Consider the following 26,204-nt stretch of genomic DNA (forward strand, 5'->3'; position numbering starts at 1 on the left):
ATCCCAACTGCCAGGCACGATCTCGTATCCCCGCGGCAAAGGACGATCAAATGGTGAGATTGCTTCAGCGCCCTCGGCAGAGCAGCCCAGTCCTGGAATTACTTGATTAGCTTCTCGGTCCCGGCTCACATCATGTCGTTTCCGTAATGTGACGGTCCGCCCCTCGCGGAACCAGTCCAAAACCATTATCTTGCCTCACATCCCCCCGATAACGGACGGACGCATGACAAATCCCGCCACAACCTCCCTGCTCGACCGCGCCAATCTCGACCGCGACCAGGTTCGCCATGAGGTCGCGCGCGGCCTTGCCGGTGCCGACGATGGCGAATTGTTCCTGGAATACAGCCAGACCGAAGCGCTGATGTTCGACAATGGGCGGCTGAAGCAGGCGACCTATGACACCTCGCAAGGATTTGGCCTGCGCGCGGTCAAGGACGATGCGGTCGGCTATGCGCATTCCTCCGACGTATCGCTGCCGGCGCTGATTCGTGCCGCCGACGCGGTGGCCGCCGTCCGCGGCGGCTATTCCGGCAGCTTTGCCGCCCCGCCGGCGCATACCAATGTGCGGCTGTATTCCGACGACAATCCGCTGGACGCGCCGGGCTTCGAGACGAAAGTAAAGCTGCTCGCCGAAATCGACGCCTATCTGCGCGACAAGGATGCGCGGGTGCGGCAGGTCAGCGTCAGCCTGGGTGCGACCTGGCAGGTCGTCGAGATCCTGCGTCCCGACGGCGAGAGCTATCGCGACATCAGACCGCTGGTGCGCGTCAACGTCTCCGTCGTCGCCGGCCAGGGCGACCGCCAGGAGAGCGGCAGCAAGGGTTATGGCGGCCGCGCCGGCTATGCCGAATTCATCGAGAGCAAGAACTGGCGCGACGCCGCTGACGGTGCGCTACGCGAAGCGCTGGTCAACCTGGAATCAATTCCCGCTCCTGCCGGCGAGATGGACGTCGTGCTCGGCGCCGGCTGGCCCGGCGTGATGCTGCATGAAGCGGTCGGTCACGGCCTCGAGGGCGACTTCAACCGCAAGAAGACGTCTGCGTTTGCGGGCCTGATGGGCCAGCAGGTCGCAGCCAAGGGCGTCACCGTGGTCGACGACGGCACCATTGCCTCGCGCCGCGGCTCGCTGTCGATCGACGACGAGGGCACGCCGACCAATCGCACCGTGCTGATCGAGGACGGCATCCTGGTCGGCTACATGCAGGACCGCCAGAACGCGCGGTTGATGAACATGAAGCCGACCGGCAACGGCCGCCGCCAGGGCTATGCCCATGTGCCGATGCCGCGCATGACCAACACCTATATGCTCGCGGGCGACCGCGATCCCGCCGAGATTCTCGCGTCGGTGAAGAACGGCGTGTTTGCCGCGAATTTCGGCGGCGGACAGGTTGACATCACCTCGGGCAAATACGTCTTCCAGTGCACCGAGGCCTACAAGATCGAGAACGGCAAGATCGGCGCGCCGCTGAAGGGCGCTATGCTGATCGGCAACGGGCCGACCGACCTGCATCGCATCCGCATGATCGGCAACGATCTCGCGCTCGATACCGGCATCGGCACCTGCGGCAAGAACGGCCAGGGCGTGCCGGTCGGCGTCGGCCAGCCGTCACTATTGATGGAGCGCATTACAGTGGGTGGAACGGGCGCATGAGCGTTGAGAAGGTAACTGTCCCCGCCAAGCGGAAGAGCAGCGGCTGGGCCGGCCAGCTCATGCAGCTCGCCGGCATCGTCGCGGCCGTCTTCATCGCCAAGGGCGCGCTGGCCGAGCCGTTCTACGTGCCGTCGGGCTCGATGGAGCCGACGCTGCTGATCGGCGACGCCCTGCTGGCTTCGAAATTCCCCTATGGCTACGGCACCTCGTCGCTGCCGATCCAGATCAACCTGCCGGAAACCGGCCGCGTCTTCGCGGAGACGCCGAAGCAAGGCGACGTCGTGGTGTTCCGCTGGCCCGGCGACCGCTCGCAGGCCTGGGTCAAGCGCGTCGTGGGTTTGCCCGGTGACCGCATCCAGATGCGACAGGGGCAGCTCTTCATCAACGACCGTCCCGCCGAGCTCAAGCCGGATGGCGTCGGTGCCGCCGAGGACGACAATGGCGGCAGCGAGCCTGCCTACCGCTATGTCGAGACGCTGCCGAACGGCGTCAAGCACCTGATCTTCAAGATGCGCGACAACGGTCCGCTCGACAACACGCAGGAAGTGACGGTGCCGGCCGGACATCTGTTCGTGCTCGGCGATAACAGAGACAACTCGGCCGACAGCCGCGTGCCGCTGCGCTCCGGCGGCGTCGGCCTGCTGCCGGTCGACAATCTCGTCGGCCGTGCCGATGCCGTGCTCGGCTCCTGGGATCTCGGCATGCGCGGCCAGCCGGTGTGGACCTGGCTCTCCGGCTTCCGCCTCGCGCGGTTCTTCACCGCCGTGCGCTGAGCTGACCCCCAGGCGTTGATCCAATGACCTTCGACGACGTCAGAAAATTCGCGCTGACGTGGCCGGAGGTCGAGGACGGCACCTCTTACGGCACGCCGGCGCTGAAAGTGCGCAAGAAGATGCTGGCGCGTCTGAAAGAGGATGGCGACAGCCTGGTGATGCCGGATGTCCCGGTCGACGAGCGTGCGATGCTGGTCGAGAGCCAGCCGAAGATTTTCTATTTCACCGATCACTACCGAGACTATCCGATCGTGCTGATCCGCCTGTCCAAAGCCAGGCGCGCGACCGTGGAGCCGCTTCTGCGCCGGCGTTGGCGCGCGCTGGCATCGAAGGCAGTGCGAACGAAGCATGATGCAGCGTGAGATTCCCTAGGTGGTAAAGCATAGCGTGCCCACCACAAGTAGCGGCGATTGCAGAGAGATGGTGGGCACGGCACTTCACGCCTTTGCCCACCCTACGGCACCTGGGCTACCGCACCACACCCGACGTGAACCCCGCCTTCCGCCGCGGGGGCTTGATGTCCTTTTTCAGGAAGCAGCGCGCTTCGCGGCCCGTATAGCCGGGACGGGCATAGGTGAAGGCGCGGCATTTGTTGTCGGCGGTGCAGGCGGCCTTGCAGACGTCTTCGCCTTCGCCTTCCTTGAGGTCGAAATTGCGCAAGTCCCCGCCGGGGCGGTCGATCGAGGTCTCCACGCCCTCGACGCGCGGCTCGATCACGCCGGCGCCGCGCACGCCGGAGATACAGCAATTGGCGGGCTGTCGCGGCGGCACGGTACTCTTGAGCCAGCACACCGCCGCGGCGCCGTCGATGTCGGGATAGCTGAAGCTCCACGATCGACATTTGCGATCGCGCTCGCAGAGCAGCGCGCAATCCTCGGGATCGCCTGACGTCACCGGCGCGTTGAAATAGTCGCCGCCGGGCCGGTCGAACGCCGTCTGAGCGTGCGCAGGCCCGCTCGCAAAGGCGAGCGACAGCAGCGCGACGCAAGCCACGACGCTGGCCAAGGCCTTGGCCATGACGGCCCCAGGCAGGCGGCCCTTCCCCATCGAAACAGCTTTCGAGTTATTGACGGCACTCAGGTTTTTCGGCCGGTCATTTGATCGCCGCAAACCTGTATGGGCGATGAACGGCCTAAATCCTGGTCGTTGGCCTAAAGCATGATCCGGAAAAGTGTGACGCGGGTTTTCCGCGAAGATCATGCTCGAACGCGCGCTAGAACGCGTATTCCGAGTAGGCCGGTTCCACCGAGCCGTTCCAGGCGCCGTTAAACTTCTCGAGCATCTCCTCGGCCGGGGTTCGGCCGGAATCGATGATGCGGTCGAGCGGCTCCAGATGCCGGGTCTCGTCGCGACCGATCGCGTCGATGCGGCCACGGCGACGCAGGCCCGCATGTGCCAGAACGAGGCACTCCTTGGCGATCTCGAACAGATAGCGGTCCTTGATCCGCGCCTTGAAGCCGAAGCGCGGCACGTCGTCGCGCAGAGCCTGGCGCTCAGGCGCGGTCCAGTGCTTCACGAGGTCCCAAGCGGCGTCGAGCGACACGTCGTCATAGAGCAGCCCGGCCCAGAACGCAGACAGCGCCGGCAGACGGCCCCACGGGCCGCCATCGGAGCCGCGCATCTCGAGATAGCGCTTGAGCCGCACTTCCGGGAAGATCGTCGAGAGATGGTTGGCCCAGTCCGACAGGGTGGGACGCTCGCCGGGCAGATTGTTGTTGCGGCCGTCGAAGAAGGCGCGGAACGAGGAGCCCGACACGTCGATGTAATCCTCGCCGCGCTTGACGAAATACATGGGCACGTCGAGCGCATAATCGACATAGCGCTCGAAACCCATGCCGTCCTCGAACGCCCACGGCATCATGCCGGCGCGCGCATTGTCGGTGTCGCGCCAGATCTCGGAGCGGAAGGACAGGAAGCCGTTCGGCTTGCCCTCCGTGAAGGGCGAATTGGCGAACAGAGCGGTCGCGACCGGCTGCAGCGCCAGCGAGACGCGTAGCTTCTTGACCATGTCGGCTTCGGACGAGAAGTCGAGATTGGTCTGCACCGTGCAGGTCCGGTACATCATGTCGAGGCCGTATTGACCGACCTTCGGCATGTAATTGGTCATGATCTTGTAGCGGCCCTTGGGCATCACCGGGATGTCGGTGCGCGACCAGGACGGCGTCATGCCGAGACCAAGAAAGCCGATGCCGAGCGGGGTCGCGATCTCGCGCACCTGCGCCAGATGCGCCATCAGCTCGCTCTGGGTCTGGTGCACGTTCTCGACCGGCGCGCCGGAGAGCTCGAACTGTCCGCCGGGCTCGAGCGAGATCGCGCCGCCGCCGGTGACGTCGTAGAGGCCGATGATGTTGCCCTTCTCCATGATCGGCTCCCAGCCGAGCAGGAGCTTCATGCCTTCGAGCAGTGCGCCGATGCCGCGCGCGCCCTCATAAGGCACCGGACGGTGGCCCTCGAGCGTGAACGGCGTCTTCTCGTGCTCGGTGCCCATACGGAATTCGGACGGGTCCTTGCAACCGGCCTCGAACCACGCAACGAGCTCGTCGCGCGATTGCAGCGGCGTCATATCGATCTGGTCTCGCGCCATATCAAATCAAACTCTAATCAGAAGCGCTTCGATCGAATGCGCGCGGGTGACGGGATGGTCCACGAACCCACCGGGCGCGCGGACGTGCTGGTTTGCCGCGCGGTCATCGCGACGGCGAGGATTCGTTGACGTTGACGACGGGCGGCAGCTTCATCTCGCCGCACGAGCAGCCCAGGCGGTCGAGCAGACCGCTGAGCTTGACGGCATCGGCATCGGACAGCTTCGAGCCGACATATTTCTCGATCGCGGCCGAATAGGCGCCCCACATCCGCTTCTGCAACTCGCGGCCGGCCTCCGTGATCTCGACGAATTGGCCGCGCTTGTCGATCTTGCATTCGCGCCGCGAGGCGAGCCCCTCGTCGACCAGGCGGTCGATCAGGCGCGAGGTGGAGTATTGCGGGATCAGCATCTGCCGCTCGAGCTCCACCGGGCGCAGCTCTCCGCTCGGCGCGCGCGACAATTCGAGCAGCGCGTCGTACCATGCCAGTGGTGGAAACCCGGCCTTCTTCAGATCCTGCTCGACGCAGTCGAGCACACGGCTCTGCACCCGCATCAGGCGGATCCAGGCACTGGTTGCCTCGGTCGATGGTTTGCGTTTCATGGTTCCGCTCAAACTCGTCGCCCGCTTCTTACCCCACTCGATGCACCTGCATCAATCTTGACTATTGCATGCAGGTGCATGTAGGCGTTCTTTCGCCCCAACCAAGCGTCAAGAGGAGGAAATTCCATGAAACTGTATTACTCGCCCGGCGCCTGCTCGCTGTCTCCCCATATCGCGCTCCTGGAGGCCGACCTGCCCTACGAGCTGGTCAAGGTCGATATCCGGGCCAAGAAGCTCGAGAACGGTGAAGACTATCTGAAGGTCAATCCGAAGGGTCAGGTCCCCGCGCTGGGCCTCGACAGCGGCGAGATCGTGACCGAAGGCCCGGTCATTGTCCAGATGATCGCCGACAAGGCCCCGGCCAAGGCACTGGCGCCCGCGCGCGACAGTTCGGAGCGCTACAAGCTGCTCGAATGGCTGAACTTCCTCACCTCCGAGGTGCACAAGAGCTTTGGCCCGCTGTTCGCACCCGCCCTGAACGACGAAGCCAAGGCGTTCTTCAAGGACCGCGTCATGGGCAAGCTGAAGCATATCGACAGCGAGCTCGCCGGCCGCGACTACCTCATGGGCAAGCAGTTCTCGGTCGCCGACGGCTATCTCTTCACGATGCTGACCTGGGGCGACCGGATGAAGTTCGACCTCTCGGCGATGCCCCACCTCACCGCCTACAAGGACCGCGTCGCCGCACGGCCGAAGGTGCAGGAGGCCTTGAAGAAGGAAGGGCTGATCCAGGCTGCTTGAGCCGCGAGAGGGATCAATCTCCCAGGGGCCGGGTCGACGATCCGGCCCTTTTTATTTGCAGGAGCACCGACGCGGGCGGCGAACCCCTTTTCGCCGGATCATCGTACCTATCATTCGACTTATGAACTACTGTTCGCGGAACGTAAGTGGTGCTGTCTTGTCAGTACCCGCGAAGCGCGCGAACTTGGCGGAATTGTTGAAGATTATTTGGGACTCTCATCGGAGTTGAACTTGACGATTGCCTTCGTTCTGATCGTGGCAAGTGCGTTGGTGGGAGTAGCGACAGGTTACGTTTTCAGGATCTGGGCGCTGGTTGTGATCTCGCCGTCAATCGCAGTTTTCTTGGCGATAATTCTTCGCATTTACGAATTCGGGATGGTCGCCGGTGTGATCGTCATCGCCGTCTGTCTTGCCGTCTGCCAGCTCGCCTATTTCGCTGCAGCCTATTTTCTACATGCGCGCGAGATCTCAACCCATGACGAGGTCGACGGCGAGCCAAGCGAAGCAAGCGAGCAGAAAATCCGCCGAGAGCACAAGTAGCGCCAAAGCTGCCCAGAACAGCGGGCCCTTGCGGCGCAAACGCGCCGGCTTCTGTTGCGGCGAGACGCGGCCGAGCGCAGGCGAAACAGCATATTTCGCGGCGAGATCGCGACCAAGCGCGGTCTTCCGCAACACCAAAGAGTTCATCGAGGACACTTTCTTATTTCGTCTTCAACTTGCCGAGGGAAGCGGCAAATGTCCCACCAGGGTTCGTTACCCGGCCGATCAGCAAGAGTGGTGCCAAGACCGAGCAAAAGAACGGCGCTGTTTTGACGCGCCTATGACAATTGCGCGACAGAACGGCCCCTCAACTCTGGCACGGTTCCTACGCGGAATCTGTGACGGGTTCCACAACCCGGGAACATCGTGACGTAACCGTGATGAGGGGCCTGGACGTGAAAAAGGCCGGATCGATGATCCGGCCTTTCCGTTATGTCCGGTACCGCACTGAGTTCAGGCAGCAGCCGCTTTCTTCGGCGCGAAGCGGCCGTAGAAAGTTTCACCTTTCGCAGCCATGTCCTCGAGAAGCTTCGGCGGCGTGAAGCGCGAGCCGTATTTCGCCTCCAGCTTGTGGCAGAGCTCGGCGAACTTCTTCGTGCCCATGAAATCGATGTAGGACAGCGTGCCGCCGGTGAATGGCGCGAAGCCGAAGCCGAGGATCGAGCCGACATCGGCCTCGCGCGGGTCGGTGATGACGTGATCCTCGACCGTGCGCGCGGCCTCCACCGCCTGCACCACCAGGAAGCGCTGCTTCAGCTCCTCGATGTCGAGCGTGTCAGGATCGAGCTGCTTCGGCTGCAGCGCGGACAGGCCCGGCCACAGGCTCTTCTGGCCCTTGCCCTTCTCGGGATAGTCGTAGAAGCCCTTGCTGTTCTTGCGGCCGAGGCGGCCCTGCTTCTCGACCATCTCGACCATCAGCTTCTTCTGGTCGGGGTTGATGGCGTTGGGGCCGAGATCGGCTTCGGTCGCCTTCATGATCTTGAGGCCGAGGTCGAGCGCGACTTCGTCCGAGAGCGAGAGTGGGCCGACCGGCATGCCCGCCATCTTGGCGCAGTTCTCGATCATCGCCGGCGGCACGCCTTCCAAAAACATCTCGTTGCCTTCGGCGACGTAGCGGCCGACGCAGCGGTTGGCGAAGAAGCCGCGGCTGTCGTTGACGACGATCGGCGTCTTGCCGATCTGCCGGACGTAATCGAGCGCGGTCGCGAGTGCGACATCGCCGGTGTTCTTGCCCTTGATGATCTCGACCAGCATCATCTTCTCGACCGGCGAGAAGAAGTGAATGCCGACGAACTTGCCCTGGTCCTTGAAGCCCTCGGCGAGCGAGGTGATTGGCAGCGTCGAGGTGTTCGAGGCGAAGATCACGTCGGGCTTGAGATATTCCTGCGCCTTGGCAAAGGTCTCCGCCTTGACCTTGCGGTCCTCGAACACGGCCTCGATCACGAGGTCGACGTCCTTCAACGCGGCATAGTCGGCCGTCGGCGTAATGCGTGCGAGCAGCGCCTCGGCGTCGGTCGGCTTGGCGCGGCCCTTCTTGATCTGGTCTTCGATCACCTTCTGCGCATGCGCCTTCCCCTTGTCGGCGCTCTCCTGGTCGCGGTCGATCAGGATGACGTCGAGGCCCGCCCGCGCCGAGACGTAGCCGACGCTCGCACCCATGAAGCCAGCGCCGATCACGGCGACCTTCTTCACCTTGGTTGCGGGCACGTCCTTCGGACGGCGCGCGCCCTTGTTCAGCTCCTGCATCGACAGGAACAGGCTGCGAATCATCGCAGCCGCTTCCTTCGAGCGCAGCACGGAGGTGAAGTAGCGCGACTCGACGCGAAGCGCCGCGTCGATCGGCAACTGCAGGCCTTCATAGACGCAGCTCATGATCGCGCGCGCGGCCGGATAGTTGTCGTAGGTCTCGCGGCGATAGATGGCGTTGCCGGCCGGGAACATCATCATGCCGGCCTTGGAAAACACGGGACCGCCGGGCAGCTTAAAACCCTTCTCGTCCCAGGGCGCGACGGCCTTGCCGCCGCCCTTGATCCAATCCTTCGCCGCCTTGACGAGATCGGCAGCCGGAACGATGGCGTGAATCAGGTTCAGCGCCTTGGCCTTCTCGATTGTGACCGGATCGCCCTTGAGCAAAATCGTCATGGCGTCCTGCGGCGGCACCAGACGCGGCACGCGCTGCGTGCCACCGGCGCCGGGGAACAGGCCGACCTTGACCTCGGGCAGGCCGAGGCGCGTCCTGGGATTCTCCGCCGCCACGCGATAGTGGCAGCACAGCGTGATCTCGAAACCGCCGCCGAGCGCGAGGCCGTTGATCGCGGCCGCCCACGGCTTGCCTGACGTTTCGATCGAGCGCAGCACCTGCGAGAAGCGGCGGCTCTGGTCGAACAGCATCTGGTTCGCCGCGGTCTCGCCCTGCTCCCCAAAGACCTTTGCGTAGGCCTGGTTCATGCCTTCGAGCATCGACAGATCGGCACCGGCGCAGAACGCCTCCTTCGCCGAGGTGATGACGACGCCCTTCACCGCGGCGTCAGCCGTGGTTGCCTTGACGATCGCGTCGAGCTCGCTGGTCGAGGTCTCGTCGAGCACGTTCATCGAACGACCCGGTATGTCCCAGGTGACGAGCGCGATGCCGTCGGAATCGGTCTCAACCTTGAAGTTCTTGTAGGCCATGTTGGTTGCTCCTCGGTGCCGCAGCCAGTCTTCGGCGCGGCGGTTGATCGGGATCTCGTAGGGTGGGCAAAGGCGCTCTTGCGCCGTGCCCACCATCATTCGCGCAGAGAGCAGTGGTGGGCACGCTTCGCTTTGCCCACCCTACGCAGCTCGTTACACGCGCTCGATGATGGTCGCGGTGCCCATGCCGCCGCCGATGCACAGCGTGACCAGGGCGGTGGACTTGTTGGTACGCTCGAGCTCGTCGAGCACGGTGCCCAAAATCATCGCGCCGGTTGCGCCGAGCGGATGGCCGAGCGCGATGGCGCCGCCATTGACGTTGATCCTGGCGTTGTCGATGTCGAAGGCCTGGATGTAGCGCAGCACGACGGAAGCAAAGGCCTCGTTGAGCTCGAACAGGTCGATATCCGACTTGTTCATGCCGGAACGCGCAAACAGCTTCTCGGTGACGTCGACCGGACCGGTCAGCATCATCGCCGGCTCCGAGCCGATATTGGCGAACGCGCGGATTTTTGCGCGCGGCTTGAGGCCGTACTTCGCGCCCGCTTCCTTGCTGCCGAGCAGGACGGCGCCGGCGCCGTCAACGATGCCCGACGAATTGCCGGCGTGATGCACGTAGTTGACGCGCTCGATCTCCGGATGCGACTGCACCGCGACGCCGTCGAAGCCGCCCATCTGCGCCATCATCGTGAACGCCGGCTGCAGCTGCGCCAGCGACTGCATCGTCGTCGACGGACGCATGTGCTCGTCCTTGGCGAGGATGGTGAGGCCGTTGATGTCCTTCACCGGCACGACGGACTTGTTGAAGCGGCCTTCGTCCCAGGCCTTGGCCGCGCGTTGCTGGCTCTGCACGGCATAGGCATCGACGTCGTCGCGCGAGAAGCCGTATTTGGTGGCGATCAAGTCAGCCGAGACGCCCTGCGGCATGAAGTAGGCCGGCACCGCCATCGACGGATCCATCGGCCAGGCGCCGCCGGAGGCGCCGATGCCGACGCGGCTCATCGATTCGGCACCGCCGCCGATCACGAGCTCATGCTGGCCGCTCATCACCTGCGCGGCCGCAAAGTTCACAGCATCCAAGCCTGAAGCACAGAAGCGGTTGATCTGCACGCCGGGGACAGCCTCGCCGAGACCTGCCTTGAGCGCAGCGAAGCGCGCGATGTCGGAGCCGGCTTCGCCGACCGGATCGACCACGCCGAGGATCACGTCGTCGACGGAATCCTCCGGCAGGTTGTTGCGCTCCTTCAGCGCCTTCAAGGGCACGGTGGCGAGCGCGAGCGCGGTCACTTCGTGCAGCGCGCCGTCAGCCTTGCCGCGGCCGCGCGGGGTGCGGACGTGGTCGTAGATATAGGCATCTGCCATGGGAGCCTCCTGATTGCAGCGATTGGTTACGACCGCGACGCGATCGAGATGATTGGCGAAGCGAAAATTCTCAGAACGCTTCCGCCGGCAGTTCCATGATGGTGGCGCAGCCGGACTGGATGCGCGCGAGATTGGCGGCGGTCTCCGGCAGCATCCGCTCCATGAAGAAACGGCCGGTGACGAGCTTGGTCGAGAGATAGGGCGTCGCCCCGCTCTCGGCAATCTTGGCATTCGTCACCTTCGCCATCTTCGCCCACATGTAACCGAGCGCGACGAAGCCGAAGAGATGGAGATAGTCGGTTGCGGCGGCGCCGGCATTGTCCGGCTTCGCCATCGCGTTCTGCATCAGCCACGTCGTGGCCTGCTGGAGATGGCCGAGCGCAGCCGAGAGCGGAGTGATGAAAGGCTTCAATGCCTCGTCGCCGCCGTTCTCCTTGGCGAAGGCCATGACCTCGCCGAAGAATGCCATGATGGCGCGGCCGCCATCGCGCGGCAGCTTGCGGCCGACGAGGTCGAGCGCCTGGATGCCGTTGGCGCCTTCATAGATCATGGCGATGCGTGCATCGCGCACGAACTGCTCCATGCCCTGCTCGGCGATGTAGCCGTGGCCGCCATACATCTGCTGCGCCTGCACCGCGTTGGCGAAGCCGTAATCGGTGAGGAAGCCTTTCAGCACCGGCGTCATCAGGCCCATGTGATCGTCGGCGGCCTGACGGTCCTTCGGATCATCGGAGCGATGCGCGACGTCGCTCTTCAGCGCGGTCCACATCACGAAGGCGCGCGCGGCCTCGTTGAAGGCGCGGATCGAGAGCAGCGTGCGGCGCACGTCGGGATGCACGATGATCGGGTCGGCCGGCTTGTCCGGCGCCTTCACGCCGGTGAGCGAACGGCCCTGAATGCGTTCGCGGGCGTAGGCGACCGCGTTCTGGTAGGCGACCTCGGACTGCGCAAGACCCTGCACTGCGACGCCGAGGCGGGCCTCGTTCATCATCACGAACATGCCCTGCATGCCCTTGTTCTCCTCGCCGATCAGCCAGCCGGTGGCGCCGTCGTAGTTCATCACGCAGGTCGAATTGCCGTGGATGCCCATCTTGTGCTCGATCGAGCCGCAGACGACGCCGTTGCGAGCGCCGATCGAACCGTCGGCATTCACCAGGAATTTCGGCACCACGAACAGCGACACGCCCTTGATGCCGGCGGGTGCGCCCTCGATGCGGGCGAGCACGAGGTGGATGATGTTCGGAGCGAGGTCATGCTCGCCGGCTGAGATGAAGATCTTGGTGCCGGTGATCTCAAAGCTGCCGTCCGCCTGGCGCACCGCCTTGGTGCGGAGCATGCCGAGATCGGTGCCGCACTGCGGCTCGGTCAGGTTCATGGTGCCGGTCCACTCGCCCGCCACCATCTTCGGCACGTAGGTCTGCTTCTGCTCTGGCGTGCCATGAACGATCAGGGCTGCGGTCGCGCCCATGGTGAGGCCACCATACATCGAGAACGCCATGTTGGCGGAGATCTGGAATTCGTTGACCGCCTGCGAGAGCGTCACCGGCAGGCCCTGGCCGCCGAACTCGGTCGGTGCCGACAGACCAAGCCAGCCGCCCTCGGCCACCTGCTTGAAGGCGTCCTTGAAACCCTTCGGCGTGGTGACGCTGCCGTCATCGGCGCGCTTGCAGCCTTCGAGATCGCCGACGCGATTGAGCGGCTGGAGCACCTCTTCGGCGAGCTTGGCGGCTTCGCTCAGGATCGCCTCGCGCACGTCGCTCGACGCATCGGAGAAGCCGGCGAGATTGTCGTAGCGGTCGATCTGGAAGACGTCGTTGAGCAGGAAGTTCACGTCTTCGACGGGGGCTTTGTAGATCGGCATGGTGGTCTCCCGGCAAGCCTTGAAGTGATGATGCTGAATTATGATTGAGCAGCGGCGAGCTGCTCCGCCATCAGGCGATGCAGCATGTTGATGGCCTTGAGCGGGCGCACCATCACCTTGAAATTGGTGATGCGACCCTCGGCATCGAAGCTGATGATGTCGACGCCGTTGATCTCGATGCCGTCGATCACAGTCTTGAATTCGAGCACGGCGCCGTCGGCGCTGGTCCACTCGCCGACATAGCTGAAGCCGGGACCGCCGAGCACCTTCTCGGCGGTGGCGAGATATTTGAAGGTGATGTCACGTCCGCGCTGCGGCGCGTGCACGACGGGGCTTTCGAAGATGGCGTCAGGATGCAGCAGGTCCCAGAGCGCTTTCGCATCATGGGACTTCATGAAGGCGTACCAGGAGTCGAGGCCGGTCATTGTCAGGATTGCCTCCCGTGGATCAAAGGCCTTGGCAAGAACTCGAAAACAACCCCATGCACAGTAGCGAGAGGTTGATTCCGCTGCGTTTTCTGGTCGGTTCTTGAGCTCCGACCCTGGGTGGCCGCATATGCATATTGACGCATATGCGTCGATACGCATAAAGTCAAGCTGCTTGGTTAAGGTCACAGGGAGGCAAGTCATATGGCGCTGGGCGACGCAATCCTCGCATGCCTGACGGAACGTCCGATGACGGGCTACGAGCTCGCCAAGACCTTCGATTCCTCGATCGGCTTCTTCTGGAAGGCCGACCACCAGCAGATCTATCGCGAGCTCTCCAAGCTGCGCGACCGCGGCTACATCCAGGGCCGCGAGGTCGTCCAGTCCGGCAAGCCCAATAAGCTCATCTATACGCTTACTCCGGAAGGTCGAACAGCGCTGCGGCACTGGTCCGCGCGGCCGAGCACCCCGCCCTCGATCAAGGACGACCTGCTGGTGCGGCTGCATGCGCTCGACAGCATCGACATCGAGCCCATCCGCACCGACCTGATGGACCGCCTGGAGCATCACCGCGACCGGCACGAGAATTACGAGCGGATCCTGAAGAAGCGTTTTCCCGAGGGGACGGCATCTGATGTGCTCGACCTCGGCAATCTGCTGCTGCTCCGCCTCGGCGCGCGGCACGAGCAGATGGTGGCCGATTTCTGCGAGGAAGCGCTCGAGGCGCTGTCGGCGATGAGCGGCAAGAGCACGGTGGTCCCGCTGGACGACGGCAAGCGGGAGAAGGGCTGAGCGGCCCAACGCCGCACGAGCTCTCGCCATTTCCTCCGCTGTCATCGCCCGCCTTGTGCGCACTTGCGCACTGGAGCGGGCGATCCAGTATTCCAGAGGCGGCGCGGCTATAGCCGGGGAGCTGCGGCGTACTGGATGCCCCGCTTTCGCGGAGCATGACACCGGTGGCGCGCCCTCTTTCCCGCCGCCCAACTTTAAGACACCGGGACTGCGTTCCTTAACCCGTTATTTACCGTAACAGGAAAAAGTCGGTTTTCGAGGCAGACGACCCGCGCCGAATTCGATTGTCTTACAACCGGGACGCGTGGGGAGACTGGAGGCGCCGGGTGGGGCGCCGGAGTCGGAACCGGACAGAGTCATGAATTCGCGCGTATCGTGGAGTGTTGACGGTATCGATCCGTCCGTCAGGGAGCGGGCCGAAGCTGCTGCGCGTCGCGCCGGCATGTCACTCAACGATTGGCTGAACTCAACGCTCGGCGAGACTGCCCCGCCGAACTTTCGCGGGCCTTACGAGCAGCGTCAGGACGAGCGTCAGAACCTGCGTCCCGATCCGCGCGCGCAGCAGATGCCGAGTCAGGAAAGCCGCGAAGTCGCCGACATCCATCAGCGGCTCGACGCGATCACCCAGCAGATCGAACGGATTTCAAAGCCCGCCGCGCCGCGCCAGGACACGTCACGACAAGACGCTTCACGACAAGACGCTTCGCGACCGGACGTCTCGCGCGAGCAGGGCGTCGCCCGCCAGCTCAACGACGCGATCTCGCGGCTCGATGCCCGCCTGTCGCAGATCTCGCGGCCCCCTCAGGCGCAGCAGCCGCAGGCACAGCGCGCCGCGCCGGTCGAGACGCGCCAGCGCCAGGCCGATGCGGTCGAGCGCGCCGCCGCACAAGTCTATCGCAACTCGCCGCCCCTGAGCCCCGCGTCGTTCGACGTCGCGGTTGCCGAGATCACCGCACGGCAGAGCGAGCTCGACGGCTTTGCGCCGCGGCAGATGCCGCCGCGCGCCGCGCCGTCGATCGCCCCCTCGGCAGCTCCCTATGCGCCACCGATGGCGCCGCCCGCGCCTGCCTATGCTCCGCCGCCACCGCAGCCGGGGCCGGATTTCTCGTCGCTCGAACGCCATCTGCTCAAGATCACGAACCAGATCGAGTCGCTGCAGCGGCCTGATAATACCGAGCAGGCCATCAACGGCTTCCGCGCCGAGCTCGCCGAGATCCGCAACGCCATCACCGAGGCGATGCCGCGCCGCGCCATCGAATCGATCGAGAACGAGATCCGCTCGCTGCACCGTCGCATCGACGAGACCCGCTCCAATGGCACCGACGGCCAGGTGCTCTCGGGCATCGAGCGCGCGCTCGCCGACATCAAGCAGGTGCTGCGCACGCTGACGCCGGCCGAGCAGCTCACCGGCTATGACGAGGCGATCCGCAATCTCGGCGCCAAGCTCGATCTGATCCTGCGCGCCAATGACGACCCCACGACGGTGCGCCAGCTCGAAGGCGCGATCTCGGCATTGCGCGGCATCGTCTCGAACGTCGCCTCCAACGAAGCGCTGGCACGGCTCTCCGAGGACGTGCAGCTGCTGTCGTCCAAGGTCGACCAGGTCAATCGCTCCTCGGACCGCGGCGACAGCTTTGCGGTGCTGGAGCAGCGCATCGCCGCGCTCACCGCCGCGCTGGAAACGCGCGAGCGGCCGCAACCGGCCGAGAGCACCGAACATCTGGAAGGCGCAATTCGCGCGCTGTCCGACCGTTTCGACCGCATGCAGGTCGGCAACGACTCGGCCTCGACCTTCGCGCATCTCGAGCAGCGGGTCTCCTATCTGCTGGAGCGGATCGAGAGCAATTCCGATTCGCGCGGCGGAAACCTAAGCCGTGTCGAGGACGGGCTGCACGACATTCTGCGCCACCTCGAGCGGCAGCAGGCCACCTATTCCGCGCTCGCGGAGAGCCGAAGCTCGGCGCCGGCTCCCGATTCCGGAATGGTCGATCTCGTCAAGCGCGAGCTGTCCGACATCCGCTACAGCCAGGCCGAAACCAACCGCAGCACGCAGGATTCGCTGGAGGCCGTGCACAACACGCTCGGCCATGTCGTCGATCGTCTCTCGATGATCGAGGGCGATCTGCGCGCGGTGCGCACCGCGCCGCCGGTCCCTGCGCCGATGCCGATGGCTGCGCCCATGCCCGCGCAAGCGTCAATGGCCGCGCCGGTCGAGCCGGCGCCGATGGCGCGCGAGCAGCGGCCGCCGCAGCCGCAGCAACCGAAATACGATCCGAAGCCCGAGCTGCCGAATCCGGCTGCCGCGCAGCAGCCGGCGCACTCGACCTTCGTCGCTGCGCCGCGTGAATTCCATGCTGCCGCGCCCGCGGCGCCGCCGCCGGTGCCGATGGCGCCGGTTCCGCCGCGTGCGATCAGCGAGATCCTCGAGCCGCACACGGCGCCCGCCCGCGCCGCGATCGCGCCCGACCTGCCGCCGGATCATCCGCTCGAGCCCGGCACGCGTCCGAACGGCCGCCCCGCCACGCCGTCCGAGCGCATTGCCGCGTCCGAGAGCGCGATCAGCGAAATCCCCGCCGCGCCGAAGGAACCGGTGTCGTCGTCGAGCTTCATCGCGGCCGCGCGCCGCGCCGCGCAAGCCGCCGCCGCGCAACCGCCGGAGAAGCCGGCCCGCGGCGTCAAGGCCGCGCTCGCGGCCCGCGTCAAGGACAAGGGCCAAGGACAGGGACAAGCACAGGGACAAGCACAGCAAGGCGCCTCGACCATTACCTCGAAGATCCGCTCACTGCTGGTCGGCGCGAGCGTGGTCGTGATCGTGCTCGGCACCTTCAAAATGGCGATGAACCTGCTCGAAGGCGGCAGCGCGCCGCCGTCCCCGCAGGTGATGGAAAATACGTCGAGCCAGCCCGCACCGCAGGCGCCGCCGGTCGAGAGCAAGCCCGCCGCCCCCGAGCAGGTCACGCCGTCGATGACCTCGCCGACACCGATCGGGAAGCAGTCCCAAAACAATGCCGCGCCGGCTGCAACGAACCCCAGTGGAACGGCCTCGGTCGAAATTCCGCCCGCTCCCGCCGTGGCGCCACCCGCGCCCTCCAGCGACGTCACCGGTGCACTGTCGGGCATGAGCCGTGCGCGGCTCGGCATCGTCCAGGTGCCGCCGAGCGAGAAGCTGCCCGACGGCATCGCGGGCCCGGGCCTGCGCACCGCCGCGATGAAGGGCGATGCGACCGCGGCCTATGAGATCGGCGTGCGCTTTGCCGAGGGCAAGGGCGTGGCCGCGAACTACGACGAAGCGGCGAAGTGGTACGATCGCGCGGCGCAGGCCGGCGTGGTGCCCGCGACCTTCCGTCTCGGCACGCTCTACGAAAAGGGCCTGGGCGTGAAGAAAGACGCCGACATCGCCCGCCGCTACTACACCCAGGCCGCCGAGCGCGGCAACGCCAAGGCGATGCACAATCTCGCCGTGCTCGACGCCGACGGCGGCGGACGCGGCGCCAACTACAAGAGCGCGGCGCAGTGGTTCCGCAAGGCCGCCGACCGCGGCGTCGCCGACAGCCAGTTCAACCTCGGCATCCTCTATGCCCGCGGCATCGGCGTCGAGCAAAACCTCGCCGAGTCCTACAAATGGTTCACCCTTGCGGCCGGACAGGGCGACGCGGACGCGGCGACCAAGCGCGACGACGTCGCCAAGCGCCTCGACCCGCAGTCGCTCGCCGCTGCCAAGCTCGCGATCCAGACCTTCAGCGCCGAGCCGCAGCCCGACGACGCCGTCAACGTCCAGGGGCCCGCCGGCGGCTGGGACACCGCACCGCAGGCGAACGGCAAACCCGCGCCGAAGCCGGTGGCGACGAAGAAATCGGCGTCGGCTGCGCATTGATCGGTCTAGTACGCTCTCCCCTCTTGTCGTCGCCCGGCTTGACCGGGCGCCCAGTATTCCAGAGACGCCGTTTTGATGCGGAGAAGCCGCGGCGTACTGGATGCCCCGGTCAAGCCGGGGCCTGACAGCGGAGAAGGAGACGAAATCCTCGGCGCGCAGTGAAGCAGCTATCTGATCCCTCTCAGCCCATTCACCACGCGCAAATTTCCCGGTCCCGCCCTGCACCAAATTCCGCTATTGAAGGGCGCGGCATGCCCTTCCTGCGAGCGCTCCGCAAAATCGATCCGTCTCGCCGGAGCGTGGGTCCGATGCAGCTCTACCTTCCGATCGCCGATCTTCCGGTCAACGTGTTCCTGGTGCTGGCGATGGGCGCGGCCGTCGGCTTCGTCTCCGGCATGTTCGGGATCGGCGGCGGCTTCCTGATGACGCCGCTGTTGATCTTCATCGGCATCACGCCGGCGGTCGCGGTCGCCTCCGTCGCGAGCCATATCGCGGCCTCGTCGTTTTCCGGCGCGCTTACCTATTGGCGGCGGCGCGCGATCGATCCGGCGCTGGCGAGCGTATTGCTGTGCGGCGGCGTGACCGGAACGGCATTGGGCGTGTGGACCTTCACGCAGCTCCGCGCGCTCGGCCAGCTCGACCTGATGATCGCGCTCTCTTACGTGGTGCTGCTCGGCACGGTCGGCAGCCTGATGTTCTCCGAGGGCTTGCGCGCGCTGATGCGGACCCGGCGCGGCGCCGTGCCGCCACGGCGAACCCACAACTGGATTCACGGCCTGCCGCTGAAAATGCGGTTCAAGCGCTCGAAGATCTATCTGTCGGTGATCCCAGTGGTCGTCATCGGCATCGTGATCGGCTTCGTCGGCGCGATCATGGGCATCGGCGGCGGCTTCATCCTGGTGCCGATCATGATCTATATCCTGCGGGTGCCGACCTCGACGGTGATCGGGACCTCGATGGTCCTGACGCTCGTCACCATGCTGTTCGCAACCATGCTGCATGCGGCGACCAATCACCTCGTCGACGCCGTGCTGGCGCTGATCCTGATGGTCGGCGGCGTCACCGGCGCGCAATTCGGCGCCCGCGCCGGCCAGAAGATCCGCGGCGAGCAGTTGCGGCTGCTGCTCGGCCTGTTGATCCTATCGGTCGGCGTCCGCTTCGCGGTCGCGCTGGTGATCCGCCCCGAAGACCTCTTCACCATCCGTGAGCTGGGAGTGGGCGGATGATGCGTGCGCTCGCTGCGGCTCTCCTCGTCCTGCTGCTCGGCACGTCCGCGCGGGCCGAGCGGCTGATCGTGTCGGTCTCCAACCATCGCGTCACGGTGACGCCGAACTATTCCGGCGAAGAGCTGGTGCTGTTCGGCTCGGTGGAGAAGGATGCCGCCACGCCCGCCGACCGCACGGCTTACGATCTCGTGGTCACCGTGATGGGCCCGCGCGCCGACATGGTGACGCGGCGCAAGGAGCGCACCTTCGGCATCTGGATCAACACCGACTACCGGCAGTTTTTGCAGGTGCCGAGCTATCTGGCGCTGTTCGCCAATCGCCCGTTCGACAGCATCACCTCGCCCGAGATCGCGCGGCGGCAGCAGATCGGGCTCAACAACGTGCTGCTGACCCAGCGCGTCAGCGGCGACTACGCCGACGTGGTGCCGAACGATGCGTTCCGCTCCGCCTTCATCCGCCTGCGCACCCAGCGCGGGCTCTATCGCGAGGATGCGAGCGCGGTGACGTTCCTGACGCCGACGCTGTTCCGCACCGGCATCCCGCTGCCGGCGGAAGTCCCGATCGGCACCTATGAGGTCGAGATCAAGCTGTTCGCGAATGGCGCCTTCATCGGCAAGACCGAGACTGCGTTCGAGATCGTCAAGGTCGGGTTTGAACAGTTCGTGGCCAACACCGCACGGCAGAACGGGCTGGTCTACGGCCTGGTCACGGCGGCGATGGCGCTGATGACGGGATGGATGGCGTCGATTGTTTTCAGGAAGGATTGAGTTAGGCGCGCAAACTGCCACCACGCCGTCATGCCCGGGCTCGTCCCGGGCATCCACGTTCTTACACTCGGCAATAAGGACGTGGATGGCCGGGTCAAGCCCGGCCATGACGACGAGGAGAGCGTTCGCCGCACCTCACATCACGGCGCCTCCATCACCGTCGGCACACCGGGCTCGAGCAGCCGCAGCCGCGTCCCGAACCCGAGCACGTCGAACGTCTTGCGCAGGTCCTCGCTGTTCTGGCGGAAATGCGCCCAGCCCTCGGTATGCACGGGCACGATCATCGCGTCGGGGAAGGCGCGCGCGGTCTCGATGGTGTCGTTGGTGTCCATGGTGAGATGGAACGGCCCGCGCGTTTGCGCCGCGCCCGCGAACGGCAGCACCACGCCGCATTTGAAGCGGCGCGCGACCTCGGCGACGCCGTCGAACCAGGTGGTGTCGCCGCTGATATAGACCGGGCGCGTGTCCTTGCGGCTCGACTGCACCACGAAGCCGATGACGTCGCCCGACAGCGGCTCGATGCCGGCCGGGCCGTGGCGCGCCGGCGTCGCGGTGATGGTCAGCGTGTTGCCGTCGTCGTCTTTCAGATGCGCAGTCGCCCAGGGCGCAAGGCCCTCGACATGACCGCCGAGACGCCTGGCGCCGGCCTCAGTCGTCAGCGCGCGCGGTGCTTTGAGCAGATATTCCCGGCCGGAATTGTCGAGATTGTCCGCATGCTGGTCGTGGCTGAGCAGCACGGCATCGATCGGGCCGATCGCATCGGCCTTCATCGCCGGACCGATGGTCTTCTCCAGCTTCACATGCGGCAGCTGATAGGCGCCGGGAGCGTCGAAAGTGGGATCGGTGAGCAGGCGAAAGCCGTCGATCTCGATCAGCGCGGTGGGGCCGCCGATCAGGGTGATGGAAACAGGCATGAGGGACCTCCTCTTACACGACGGGCTTTGCGGGGCGCGTCACCAGGTAAATGCCGAGCGCCACCGGAATGATCCCCAGCAAGTCACGCGCTTCGACGTGCTCGCCCAGCACGAGATACGCGAACAGCATGCCGAGCGGCGGCATCAGGAAATGATAGGCACTGGCCGCGGTCGCGCCACACACTTTCAGGAGATGAAACCAGAGCCAGTAGGCCAGGATCGAGCCGCCAAGCACGAGAAAGGCGAAGGCGCCGATCAGGCTCGGCGTGAAATCGATCGCGTGAACGTCGGCGAAGGTGAGCGCGACCGGCGTCAGCACGATGCCGGCGGCGAGATTCTGCACGCCGTTGCCGATCCACAGCGACCCCTTGGGCGCGAGCAGCTTGAACAGGATGGTGCCGGCGACGATGGACGCGAGCGAGGCCAGGGTGAAGAGGATGCCGTGCAGGCTGTCGGTGCCGACCGACAGGCGATGCCAGACAATGAGGGTGACGCCGATGATGCCGAGCAGGAGGCCGCTCGCCTTGCGCCAGGTCATGCCCTCGCCGAGCAAAAGCGCCGCGAGCGCGGCCGTGAACACCGGGTTGGCCGAGACGATCAGGCCGCCGAGGCCGGCGGAGACCGATTGCAGGCCGGTGTAGCCGAGCCCGAGATAGAGCGCGTTGTTGGCGATGCCGAGCACGGCAAAGATCACGGCATCGCGCCACGACAATGACCAGTCGCCGCGGATAGCCGTGGCACCGAGGATCAAGACGCCCGCGAGCGAGAAACGCGCGGCGAGCAGGATCAGCGGCGGGCAATGGGTGACGCCGATCTTGCCGGCGACAAAGGCATAGCTCCAGAGCAGGCAAAACAGTCCGATAGCGAGCGGCAAAGTGTTGAAGCGGCTGCGTGGGACGGCGACCGAGGGGGCGAGGGACATGGGGGCATTCTCCTAGGCCCTCGATCTAGGGACCGGCCTTGTCATTTGGAAATTAAATGATTAACTCGCAATCAGTGGCTTTTCGAATGGAGGCAGCCATGCTCGATCTGGAGCTCCTGCGCAGCTTCGTCTCGGTGGTCGAGGCCGGTGGCTTCACCCGCGCCGGCGAGCGCGTCCACCGCACGCAATCGACCGTCAGCCAGCAGATCAAGCGGCTGGAAGAGGATGTCGGTCAGGTGCTGCTGCACCGTGACGGCAAGGATGTGCGCCCCACTGAGGCCGGCGAACGGCTGCTGTCCTATGCGCGGCGTCTGCTCACGCTCGCCGAGGAGGCGCGCGACGTGCTGCGCGACGAAGGCGAAGGCGCGATCCGGCTCGGCATCCCCGAGGATTTTGCGGCGTATCGGCTGGCAAAGCTGCTGGGCGCCTTCTCACGCTCGCATCCGAACCTGCGGCTCGATGTGCGCGCCGACCAGAGCAAGAATCTCGCCCGCGACCTCGAACGCGGCGAGCTCGACCTTGCGCTGTTCAAGCGCGAGGCCGGCGCCAAGGGCGCGATCGCGGTGTGGCCGGAGCGGGTGCACTGGGTCACCAGCAAGAGCCATCCGGTCGATGTCAACGCGTCCTCGGTGCCGCTGATCGGCTTTCCGCCCGGCTGCCTCTATCGCGCCGGCGCGATCCATGCGCTGGAAAGCGCCGGCCGGGCCTGGCACATGTCCTATTCGTCGTCGAGCCTCGCCGGCATCCAGGCCGCGGTCGCCGCCGGCATGGGCCTGAGCATCTTGTCGGAGATGTCGATCCAGGCCGACCATCGCATGCTGACGGCGAAGGACGGCTTTGCGCCGATCAACCGCACCGAGGTGGCGCTGATGGCCGCGCCGAACGCCAGCTCCGCGACGCTGCGGCTCGCGGATCGCCTCGCGGAGTTCTGCGAGGACGTGCAGGCGAAGGCGGCATGATCTTGCGGGATTAGTAGGGTGGGCAAAGGCGCAAAGCGCCGTGCCCACCATCGTTCAGCGAGTGTTGCAGATGGTGGGCACGCTACGCTTTGCCTACCCTACAGAGCGCGCCCCTCAGGAGCACCTTGACGCCGCGATCGCGTGGACACGCCGGTCGCCGAGCAGATGCGCGACAAAACTGGTCTCCGGAAAGATCTTTGCAAACGCCGCGTCGCGGATGCTTAAGCCGCCCGCATAGGCGCCGAAGGCGGGCATCACGGCGCGCATGCCGTCGCTGGCGAAACAACGCCGCTCCATCGAGCGGCCACGCGCGGAGACGCGGGCCTTGGGATGGAGATGGCCGGAGATCTCGCCATGCGCGCCGGTCGGCTCGTGGCGGAAGGTGATCGGACCGATCGCGACTTCATCGGCGACGGTGCCACCGAGATCGCGCGGCAGCATGGGATCGTGATTGCCGGAGATCCAGATCCAGTCGCGCCCGCTCTGGAGCGCTGCGACGGCATCGCGGTCATCCGCGGACAGACGCTCATGCGCGGAGCGATCGTGAAAGCTGTCGCCGAGCGCAATGACGGTTTTGGGATCATGGCGGGAGATGACAGCAGCGAGCCGGCTCAACGTCGCCAGCGTGTCGTAGGGCGGCAGCAGCACGCCGCGGGTGGCGAAGCTGGAACCCTTTTCGAGATGCAGGTCGGAGACGACCAGCAGGCGCTGCTCGTCCCAGAACAGGGCGCCGGAGAGATCGGCATGAAACGGGACGCCTGCGACGTCGACGCTGCGCGTCGTCGCCACCGAAAATGCTGCTTGCTCCGTCATGGCCGGGCATAGCCGTTCGAAGAACGGCGTCGCTTCCGCTCGCCTGTGCCCGGCCATCCACGTTCTTGCCGTGGAGGCAAAGTCGTGGATGCCCGGGACAAGCCCGGGCATGACGATGTGGATGGATCAGCGCGCCTCACTGGCAAATTCTCTACGACATCGCCTCTTTGACCAGCTCGTCGGCGGCTTCCGCCAGCAGCTCGTCGCCAGCTTCGCCATAAACTGACTCGCGGCCGATTTCCAGCATCACGGGGACGGCGAGCGGGGAGACGTGGTCGAGTTCCCGATGGGTGATGCGGCCCTTGATGCGGGTCAGCATGTCGCCGAGGCGGCGCAGATCAAGCAGCCCGGTGGCGGCATCGGCGCGCGCGGCGCGCAGCAGGACGTGGTCGGCCTGATGCTTGCGCAGCACGTCGTAGACGAGATCGGTCGAGAACAGCACCTGGCGGCGGCTCTTCTCCTCGCCGGTGTGGCGGCGCGCGATCAGGCCGGAGATGATCGCGCAATTGCGGAAGGTGCGCTTCATCAGCGCCGATTCGGCGAGCCAGGCCTCGAGATCGTCGCCGAGCATATCAGGGTCGAACAGCGCGTTGAGATCGAGCCTGCCATTCCGGATCATGAACGACATATCGCCGAGCCCCCAGATCGCCACCGCATATTCGTTGGCGACGAAGCCGAGCGGGCGGGCGCGAACGCGCTCCAGCCGCCGCGTCAGCAGCATGCCAAGGGTCTGGTGCGCGAGGCGGCCTTCGAAGGGATAGCAGACGATGTAATGCTTGCTGGCGCGCGGAAAGCTTTCCACCAGCAGCTCGCGCACCGCTGGCACGCGCGAGACGTCCTTCTGCTGAGACAGCCAGTCGCGGACCTGCTCCGGCAAACTCGTCCATGCGCGCCCGTCGTCAAGCAGGCGGCGGACACGCTCGGCGAGATAGGTCGAGAGCGGAAACTTGCCGCCCATATAGGACGGCACCTTGGGGTCGTTGTCATGGGCGCGCGAGACATAGACCTGATCCTCGACCAGGGTTTCGTAGCGGACCACCTCGCCGCTGAAGACGAAGGTATCGCCCGGACTCAGGCCCTCGATGAAGGCCTCCTCGATCTCGCCGAGCAAACGGCCACCGCGCGCGATCACGCCCGTCGAGCCGGCACCGCCGCCGCGCGAGCGCACCAGCCGCACCTTCAGCATGTCGTCCTCGACGATGGTGCCGACATTCATCCGGTAGCTCTGCCGCACTTTTGGATTGGCGACGCGCCAGCGGCCCTCCTTGTCCTGCTTGATGCGGGCGAAGCGTTCATAGGTCTTCAGCGCGTAGCCGCCGGACGCGACGAAGTCGACGACGTCGTCGAAATCCTGCCGCGTGAGATCGGCGTAGGGCGCGGCGGTACGCACTTCGTCGTAAAGCTCCCCGGAGAAAAACGGCTCGCCGCAGGCGCAGCCGAGCACGTGCTGGGCCAGCACGTCGAGGGCACCAATGCGCAGGGGCGGCGTGTCCTGCGCATTCTCGGCGATGGCGTCGATGGCGACGCGGCACTCCAGCACCTCGAAGCGATTGGCCGGCACCAGCACGGCGCGCGAGGCTTCGTCGAGGCGATGGTTGGCGCGGCCGATCCGCTGCATCAGGCGCGACGCGCCCTTTGGTGCGCCGATATTGACGACGAGGTCGACATCGCCCCAGTCGACGCCGAGATCGAGCGAGGAGGTGCAGACCACGCCGCGCAATCTGCCGGCCGACATGGCGTCCTCGACCTTGCGGCGCTGCGCGACGTCGAGCGAGCCGTGATGCAGCGCGATTGCCAAGTTGTCGTCGTTCATGCTCCAGAGGTTCTGGAACAGCATCTCGGCCTGGCTGCGGGTGTTGACGAACACCAGCGTGGTCCTGTTCGCCTTGATCAGCTGGTAGATTTCGGGAAGCGCATGGCGCGCGCTGTGGCCGGCCCAGGGCAGGCGCTCGCGTGTATCCAGCATCTCGACTTGCGGCGGCGCCGCGCCGCCGGCGATGACGATGTCGGCGGATACGGCATGGTCTTTCGGTTGCGGCACCAGGAAGCGGGCCAGCGATTCCGGCTCGGCCACGGTCGCCGACAATCCGATGGCGCGCATATCGGGCGCCAGCCGCCACAGCCGCGCAAGGCCGAGCGACAAGAGATCGCCGCGCTTCGACGTCACCAGCGCATGCAGCTCGTCAAGCACGATGCGCTTGAGCGAGGAGAACAGGAACGGCGCGTCGTCGGAGGACAGCAGCAGCGCGAGCTGCTCGGGCGTCGTCAGCAAAACGTCCGGCGGATAGCGCCGCTGCCGCTGGCGCCGCGACACCGGCGTATCGCCGGTGCGGGTCTCGATCTTGATCGGCAGGCCCATCTCGGCGACCGGCCGCTCCAGATTGCGCGCGATATCGACGGCGAGCGCTTTCAGCGGCGAGATGTAGAGCGTGTGCAGGCCGCCGCTGCGTTGCACGGCGCGGCCGGTGGAGACAACGGATTTCGCGGGAGAGGTCGGCGCGGCACTCAGCTCCACCAGCGTCGGCAAAAATCCGGCCAGCGTCTTGCCGGCGCCGGTCGGCGCGATCAGCAAGGCCGAGCGGTCCTCGCGCGCCTTCTCCAGCAGTGCGAGCTGATGCTCGCGCGGCGACCAGCCGCGAGCCGCAAACCACTTTTGGAAGCGGTCGGGCAGCAGCGTGGCCGGCTCGGCCGGGATTTCGAGGATGCGGGGCGGCACGGCATCACAGGTA

General features: G+C 65.6%; 21 protein-coding genes. 10 read left to right on the forward strand and 11 right to left on the reverse strand.

Annotated features, from left to right (window positions below; translation table 11 throughout):
• Positions 1-223 precede the first annotated feature (223 nt).
• From tldD to ABID59_RS17755, 3 genes are read left to right on the forward strand one after another with little or no spacing between them, the layout of a single operon-like run.
• Entirely contained in the window at positions 224-1,651 is a 1,428-nt protein-coding gene (gene tldD, locus ABID59_RS17745; protein WP_148754411.1) for a metalloprotease TldD, read from the forward strand.
• On the forward strand, positions 1,648-2,424 hold the full coding sequence (gene lepB, locus ABID59_RS17750; RefSeq protein ID WP_148754412.1) for a signal peptidase I: 777 nt from the start codon (positions 1,648-1,650) through the stop codon (positions 2,422-2,424). Before tldD ends, lepB begins: the two co-directional genes overlap by 4 nt.
• Before the next feature lie 23 nt (positions 2,425-2,447).
• On the forward strand, positions 2,448-2,786 hold the full coding sequence (locus ABID59_RS17755) for an MmcQ/YjbR family DNA-binding protein (protein ID WP_354031570.1): 339 nt from the start codon (positions 2,448-2,450) through the stop codon (positions 2,784-2,786).
• A 106-nt stretch (positions 2,787-2,892) separates the two neighbouring features.
• Here ABID59_RS17755 and ABID59_RS17760 read toward each other — a convergent pair whose 3' ends face one another.
• The 3 genes from ABID59_RS17760 to ABID59_RS17770 all read right to left on the reverse strand — a co-directional run bounded on the left by ABID59_RS17760 (position 2,893) and on the right by ABID59_RS17770 (position 5,609).
• A complete protein-coding gene (locus tag ABID59_RS17760) occupies positions 2,893-3,471 on the reverse strand; it encodes a PAN domain-containing protein (RefSeq protein ID WP_354084197.1) in 579 nt (192 codons plus the stop codon).
• A gap of 166 nt (positions 3,472-3,637) precedes the next feature.
• Positions 3,638-5,008 carry a glutamate--cysteine ligase gene (locus tag ABID59_RS17765; protein ID WP_148754416.1) on the reverse strand — a complete coding sequence of 457 codons (1,371 nt, stop codon included), beginning with the start codon at positions 5,006-5,008 and terminating at the stop codon, positions 3,638-3,640.
• A gap of 103 nt (positions 5,009-5,111) precedes the next feature.
• The gene (locus ABID59_RS17770) at positions 5,112-5,609 is read right to left on the reverse strand and encodes a MarR family winged helix-turn-helix transcriptional regulator (protein WP_128968787.1); all 498 of its coding nucleotides are present in this window, start codon (positions 5,607-5,609) and stop codon (positions 5,112-5,114) included.
• A 126-nt stretch (positions 5,610-5,735) separates the two neighbouring features.
• On the opposite strand from ABID59_RS17770, the gene gstA reads away from it, so the two are divergent.
• Positions 5,736-6,350, forward strand: coding sequence for a glutathione transferase GstA (gene gstA / locus ABID59_RS17775; protein ID WP_354031567.1), 615 nt, complete (start codon positions 5,736-5,738; stop codon positions 6,348-6,350).
• Positions 6,351-6,581: 231 nt separating this feature from the next.
• Positions 6,582-6,890 carry a hypothetical protein gene (locus ABID59_RS17780; RefSeq protein WP_354084198.1) on the forward strand — a complete coding sequence of 103 codons (309 nt, stop codon included), beginning with the start codon at positions 6,582-6,584 and terminating at the stop codon, positions 6,888-6,890.
• Positions 6,891-7,343: 453 nt separating this feature from the next.
• On the opposite strand, the gene ABID59_RS17785 is transcribed toward ABID59_RS17780, so the two are convergent.
• From ABID59_RS17785 to ABID59_RS17800, 4 genes are all read right to left on the reverse strand, one after another.
• Complete coding sequence (locus ABID59_RS17785) at positions 7,344-9,560, reverse strand: FAD-dependent oxidoreductase (protein WP_354084199.1); 2,217 nt, start codon at positions 9,558-9,560, stop codon at positions 7,344-7,346.
• A 153-nt stretch (positions 9,561-9,713) separates the two neighbouring features.
• Positions 9,714-10,922 (reverse strand): acetyl-CoA C-acetyltransferase, encoded by a 1,209-nt coding sequence (locus tag ABID59_RS17790; protein ID WP_354084200.1) that lies wholly within the window; start codon positions 10,920-10,922, stop codon positions 9,714-9,716.
• A gap of 70 nt (positions 10,923-10,992) precedes the next feature.
• Entirely contained in the window at positions 10,993-12,783 is a 1,791-nt protein-coding gene (locus tag ABID59_RS17795) for an acyl-CoA dehydrogenase C-terminal domain-containing protein (protein ID WP_354084201.1), read from the reverse strand.
• Between the two features lie 38 nt (positions 12,784-12,821).
• Positions 12,822-13,208: a nuclear transport factor 2 family protein gene (locus ABID59_RS17800; RefSeq protein WP_354084202.1), complete on the reverse strand. Its 387-nt coding sequence runs from the start codon at positions 13,206-13,208 to the stop codon at positions 12,822-12,824.
• Positions 13,209-13,412: 204 nt separating this feature from the next.
• Between ABID59_RS17800 and ABID59_RS17805 the strand changes: the two genes are divergently transcribed.
• The 4 genes from ABID59_RS17805 to ABID59_RS17820 all read left to right on the forward strand — a co-directional run bounded on the left by ABID59_RS17805 (position 13,413) and on the right by ABID59_RS17820 (position 19,867).
• Positions 13,413-14,000 (forward strand): PadR family transcriptional regulator, encoded by a 588-nt coding sequence (locus ABID59_RS17805; protein ID WP_354031562.1) that lies wholly within the window; start codon positions 13,413-13,415, stop codon positions 13,998-14,000.
• Positions 14,001-14,358: 358 nt separating this feature from the next.
• Positions 14,359-17,874 carry a hypothetical protein gene (locus tag ABID59_RS17810; protein ID WP_354084203.1) on the forward strand — a complete coding sequence of 1,172 codons (3,516 nt, stop codon included), beginning with the start codon at positions 14,359-14,361 and terminating at the stop codon, positions 17,872-17,874.
• A gap of 308 nt (positions 17,875-18,182) precedes the next feature.
• A complete protein-coding gene (locus tag ABID59_RS17815; protein ID WP_148754425.1) occupies positions 18,183-19,100 on the forward strand; it encodes a sulfite exporter TauE/SafE family protein in 918 nt (305 codons plus the stop codon).
• Positions 19,097-19,867 (forward strand): TIGR02186 family protein, encoded by a 771-nt coding sequence (locus tag ABID59_RS17820; RefSeq protein ID WP_354084204.1) that lies wholly within the window; start codon positions 19,097-19,099, stop codon positions 19,865-19,867. The genes ABID59_RS17815 and ABID59_RS17820 overlap by 4 nt, the downstream gene beginning before the upstream one ends.
• A 140-nt stretch (positions 19,868-20,007) precedes the next feature.
• On the opposite strand, the gene ABID59_RS17825 is transcribed toward ABID59_RS17820, so the two are convergent.
• Together ABID59_RS17825 and ABID59_RS17830 are read right to left on the reverse strand one after the other, a co-directional pair.
• Positions 20,008-20,781: an MBL fold metallo-hydrolase gene (locus ABID59_RS17825; RefSeq protein ID WP_354084205.1), complete on the reverse strand. Its 774-nt coding sequence runs from the start codon at positions 20,779-20,781 to the stop codon at positions 20,008-20,010.
• A gap of 13 nt (positions 20,782-20,794) precedes the next feature.
• Complete coding sequence (locus tag ABID59_RS17830) at positions 20,795-21,703, reverse strand: DMT family transporter (RefSeq protein WP_354031559.1); 909 nt, start codon at positions 21,701-21,703, stop codon at positions 20,795-20,797.
• Between the two features lie 98 nt (positions 21,704-21,801).
• On the opposite strand from ABID59_RS17830, the gene ABID59_RS17835 reads away from it, so the two are divergent.
• On the forward strand, positions 21,802-22,662 hold the full coding sequence (locus tag ABID59_RS17835) for a LysR family transcriptional regulator (RefSeq protein ID WP_354031558.1): 861 nt from the start codon (positions 21,802-21,804) through the stop codon (positions 22,660-22,662).
• Positions 22,663-22,776: 114 nt separating this feature from the next.
• Here the strand turns inward: ABID59_RS17835 and pdeM are convergent, their stop codons facing one another.
• Positions 22,777-23,475, reverse strand: a complete 699-nt coding sequence (pdeM, locus tag ABID59_RS17840) for a ligase-associated DNA damage response endonuclease PdeM (RefSeq protein ID WP_354084206.1) — start codon at positions 23,473-23,475, stop codon at positions 22,777-22,779.
• Positions 23,476-23,626: 151 nt separating this feature from the next.
• A complete protein-coding gene (locus ABID59_RS17845) occupies positions 23,627-26,191 on the reverse strand; it encodes a ligase-associated DNA damage response DEXH box helicase (protein WP_354084207.1) in 2,565 nt (854 codons plus the stop codon).
• Positions 26,192-26,204: the final 13 nt, after the last annotated feature.

Source organism: Bradyrhizobium sp. S3.3.6 (assembly GCF_040546905.1).
GTDB classification, from domain to species: Bacteria; Pseudomonadota; Alphaproteobacteria; order Rhizobiales; family Xanthobacteraceae; genus Bradyrhizobium; species Bradyrhizobium cytisi.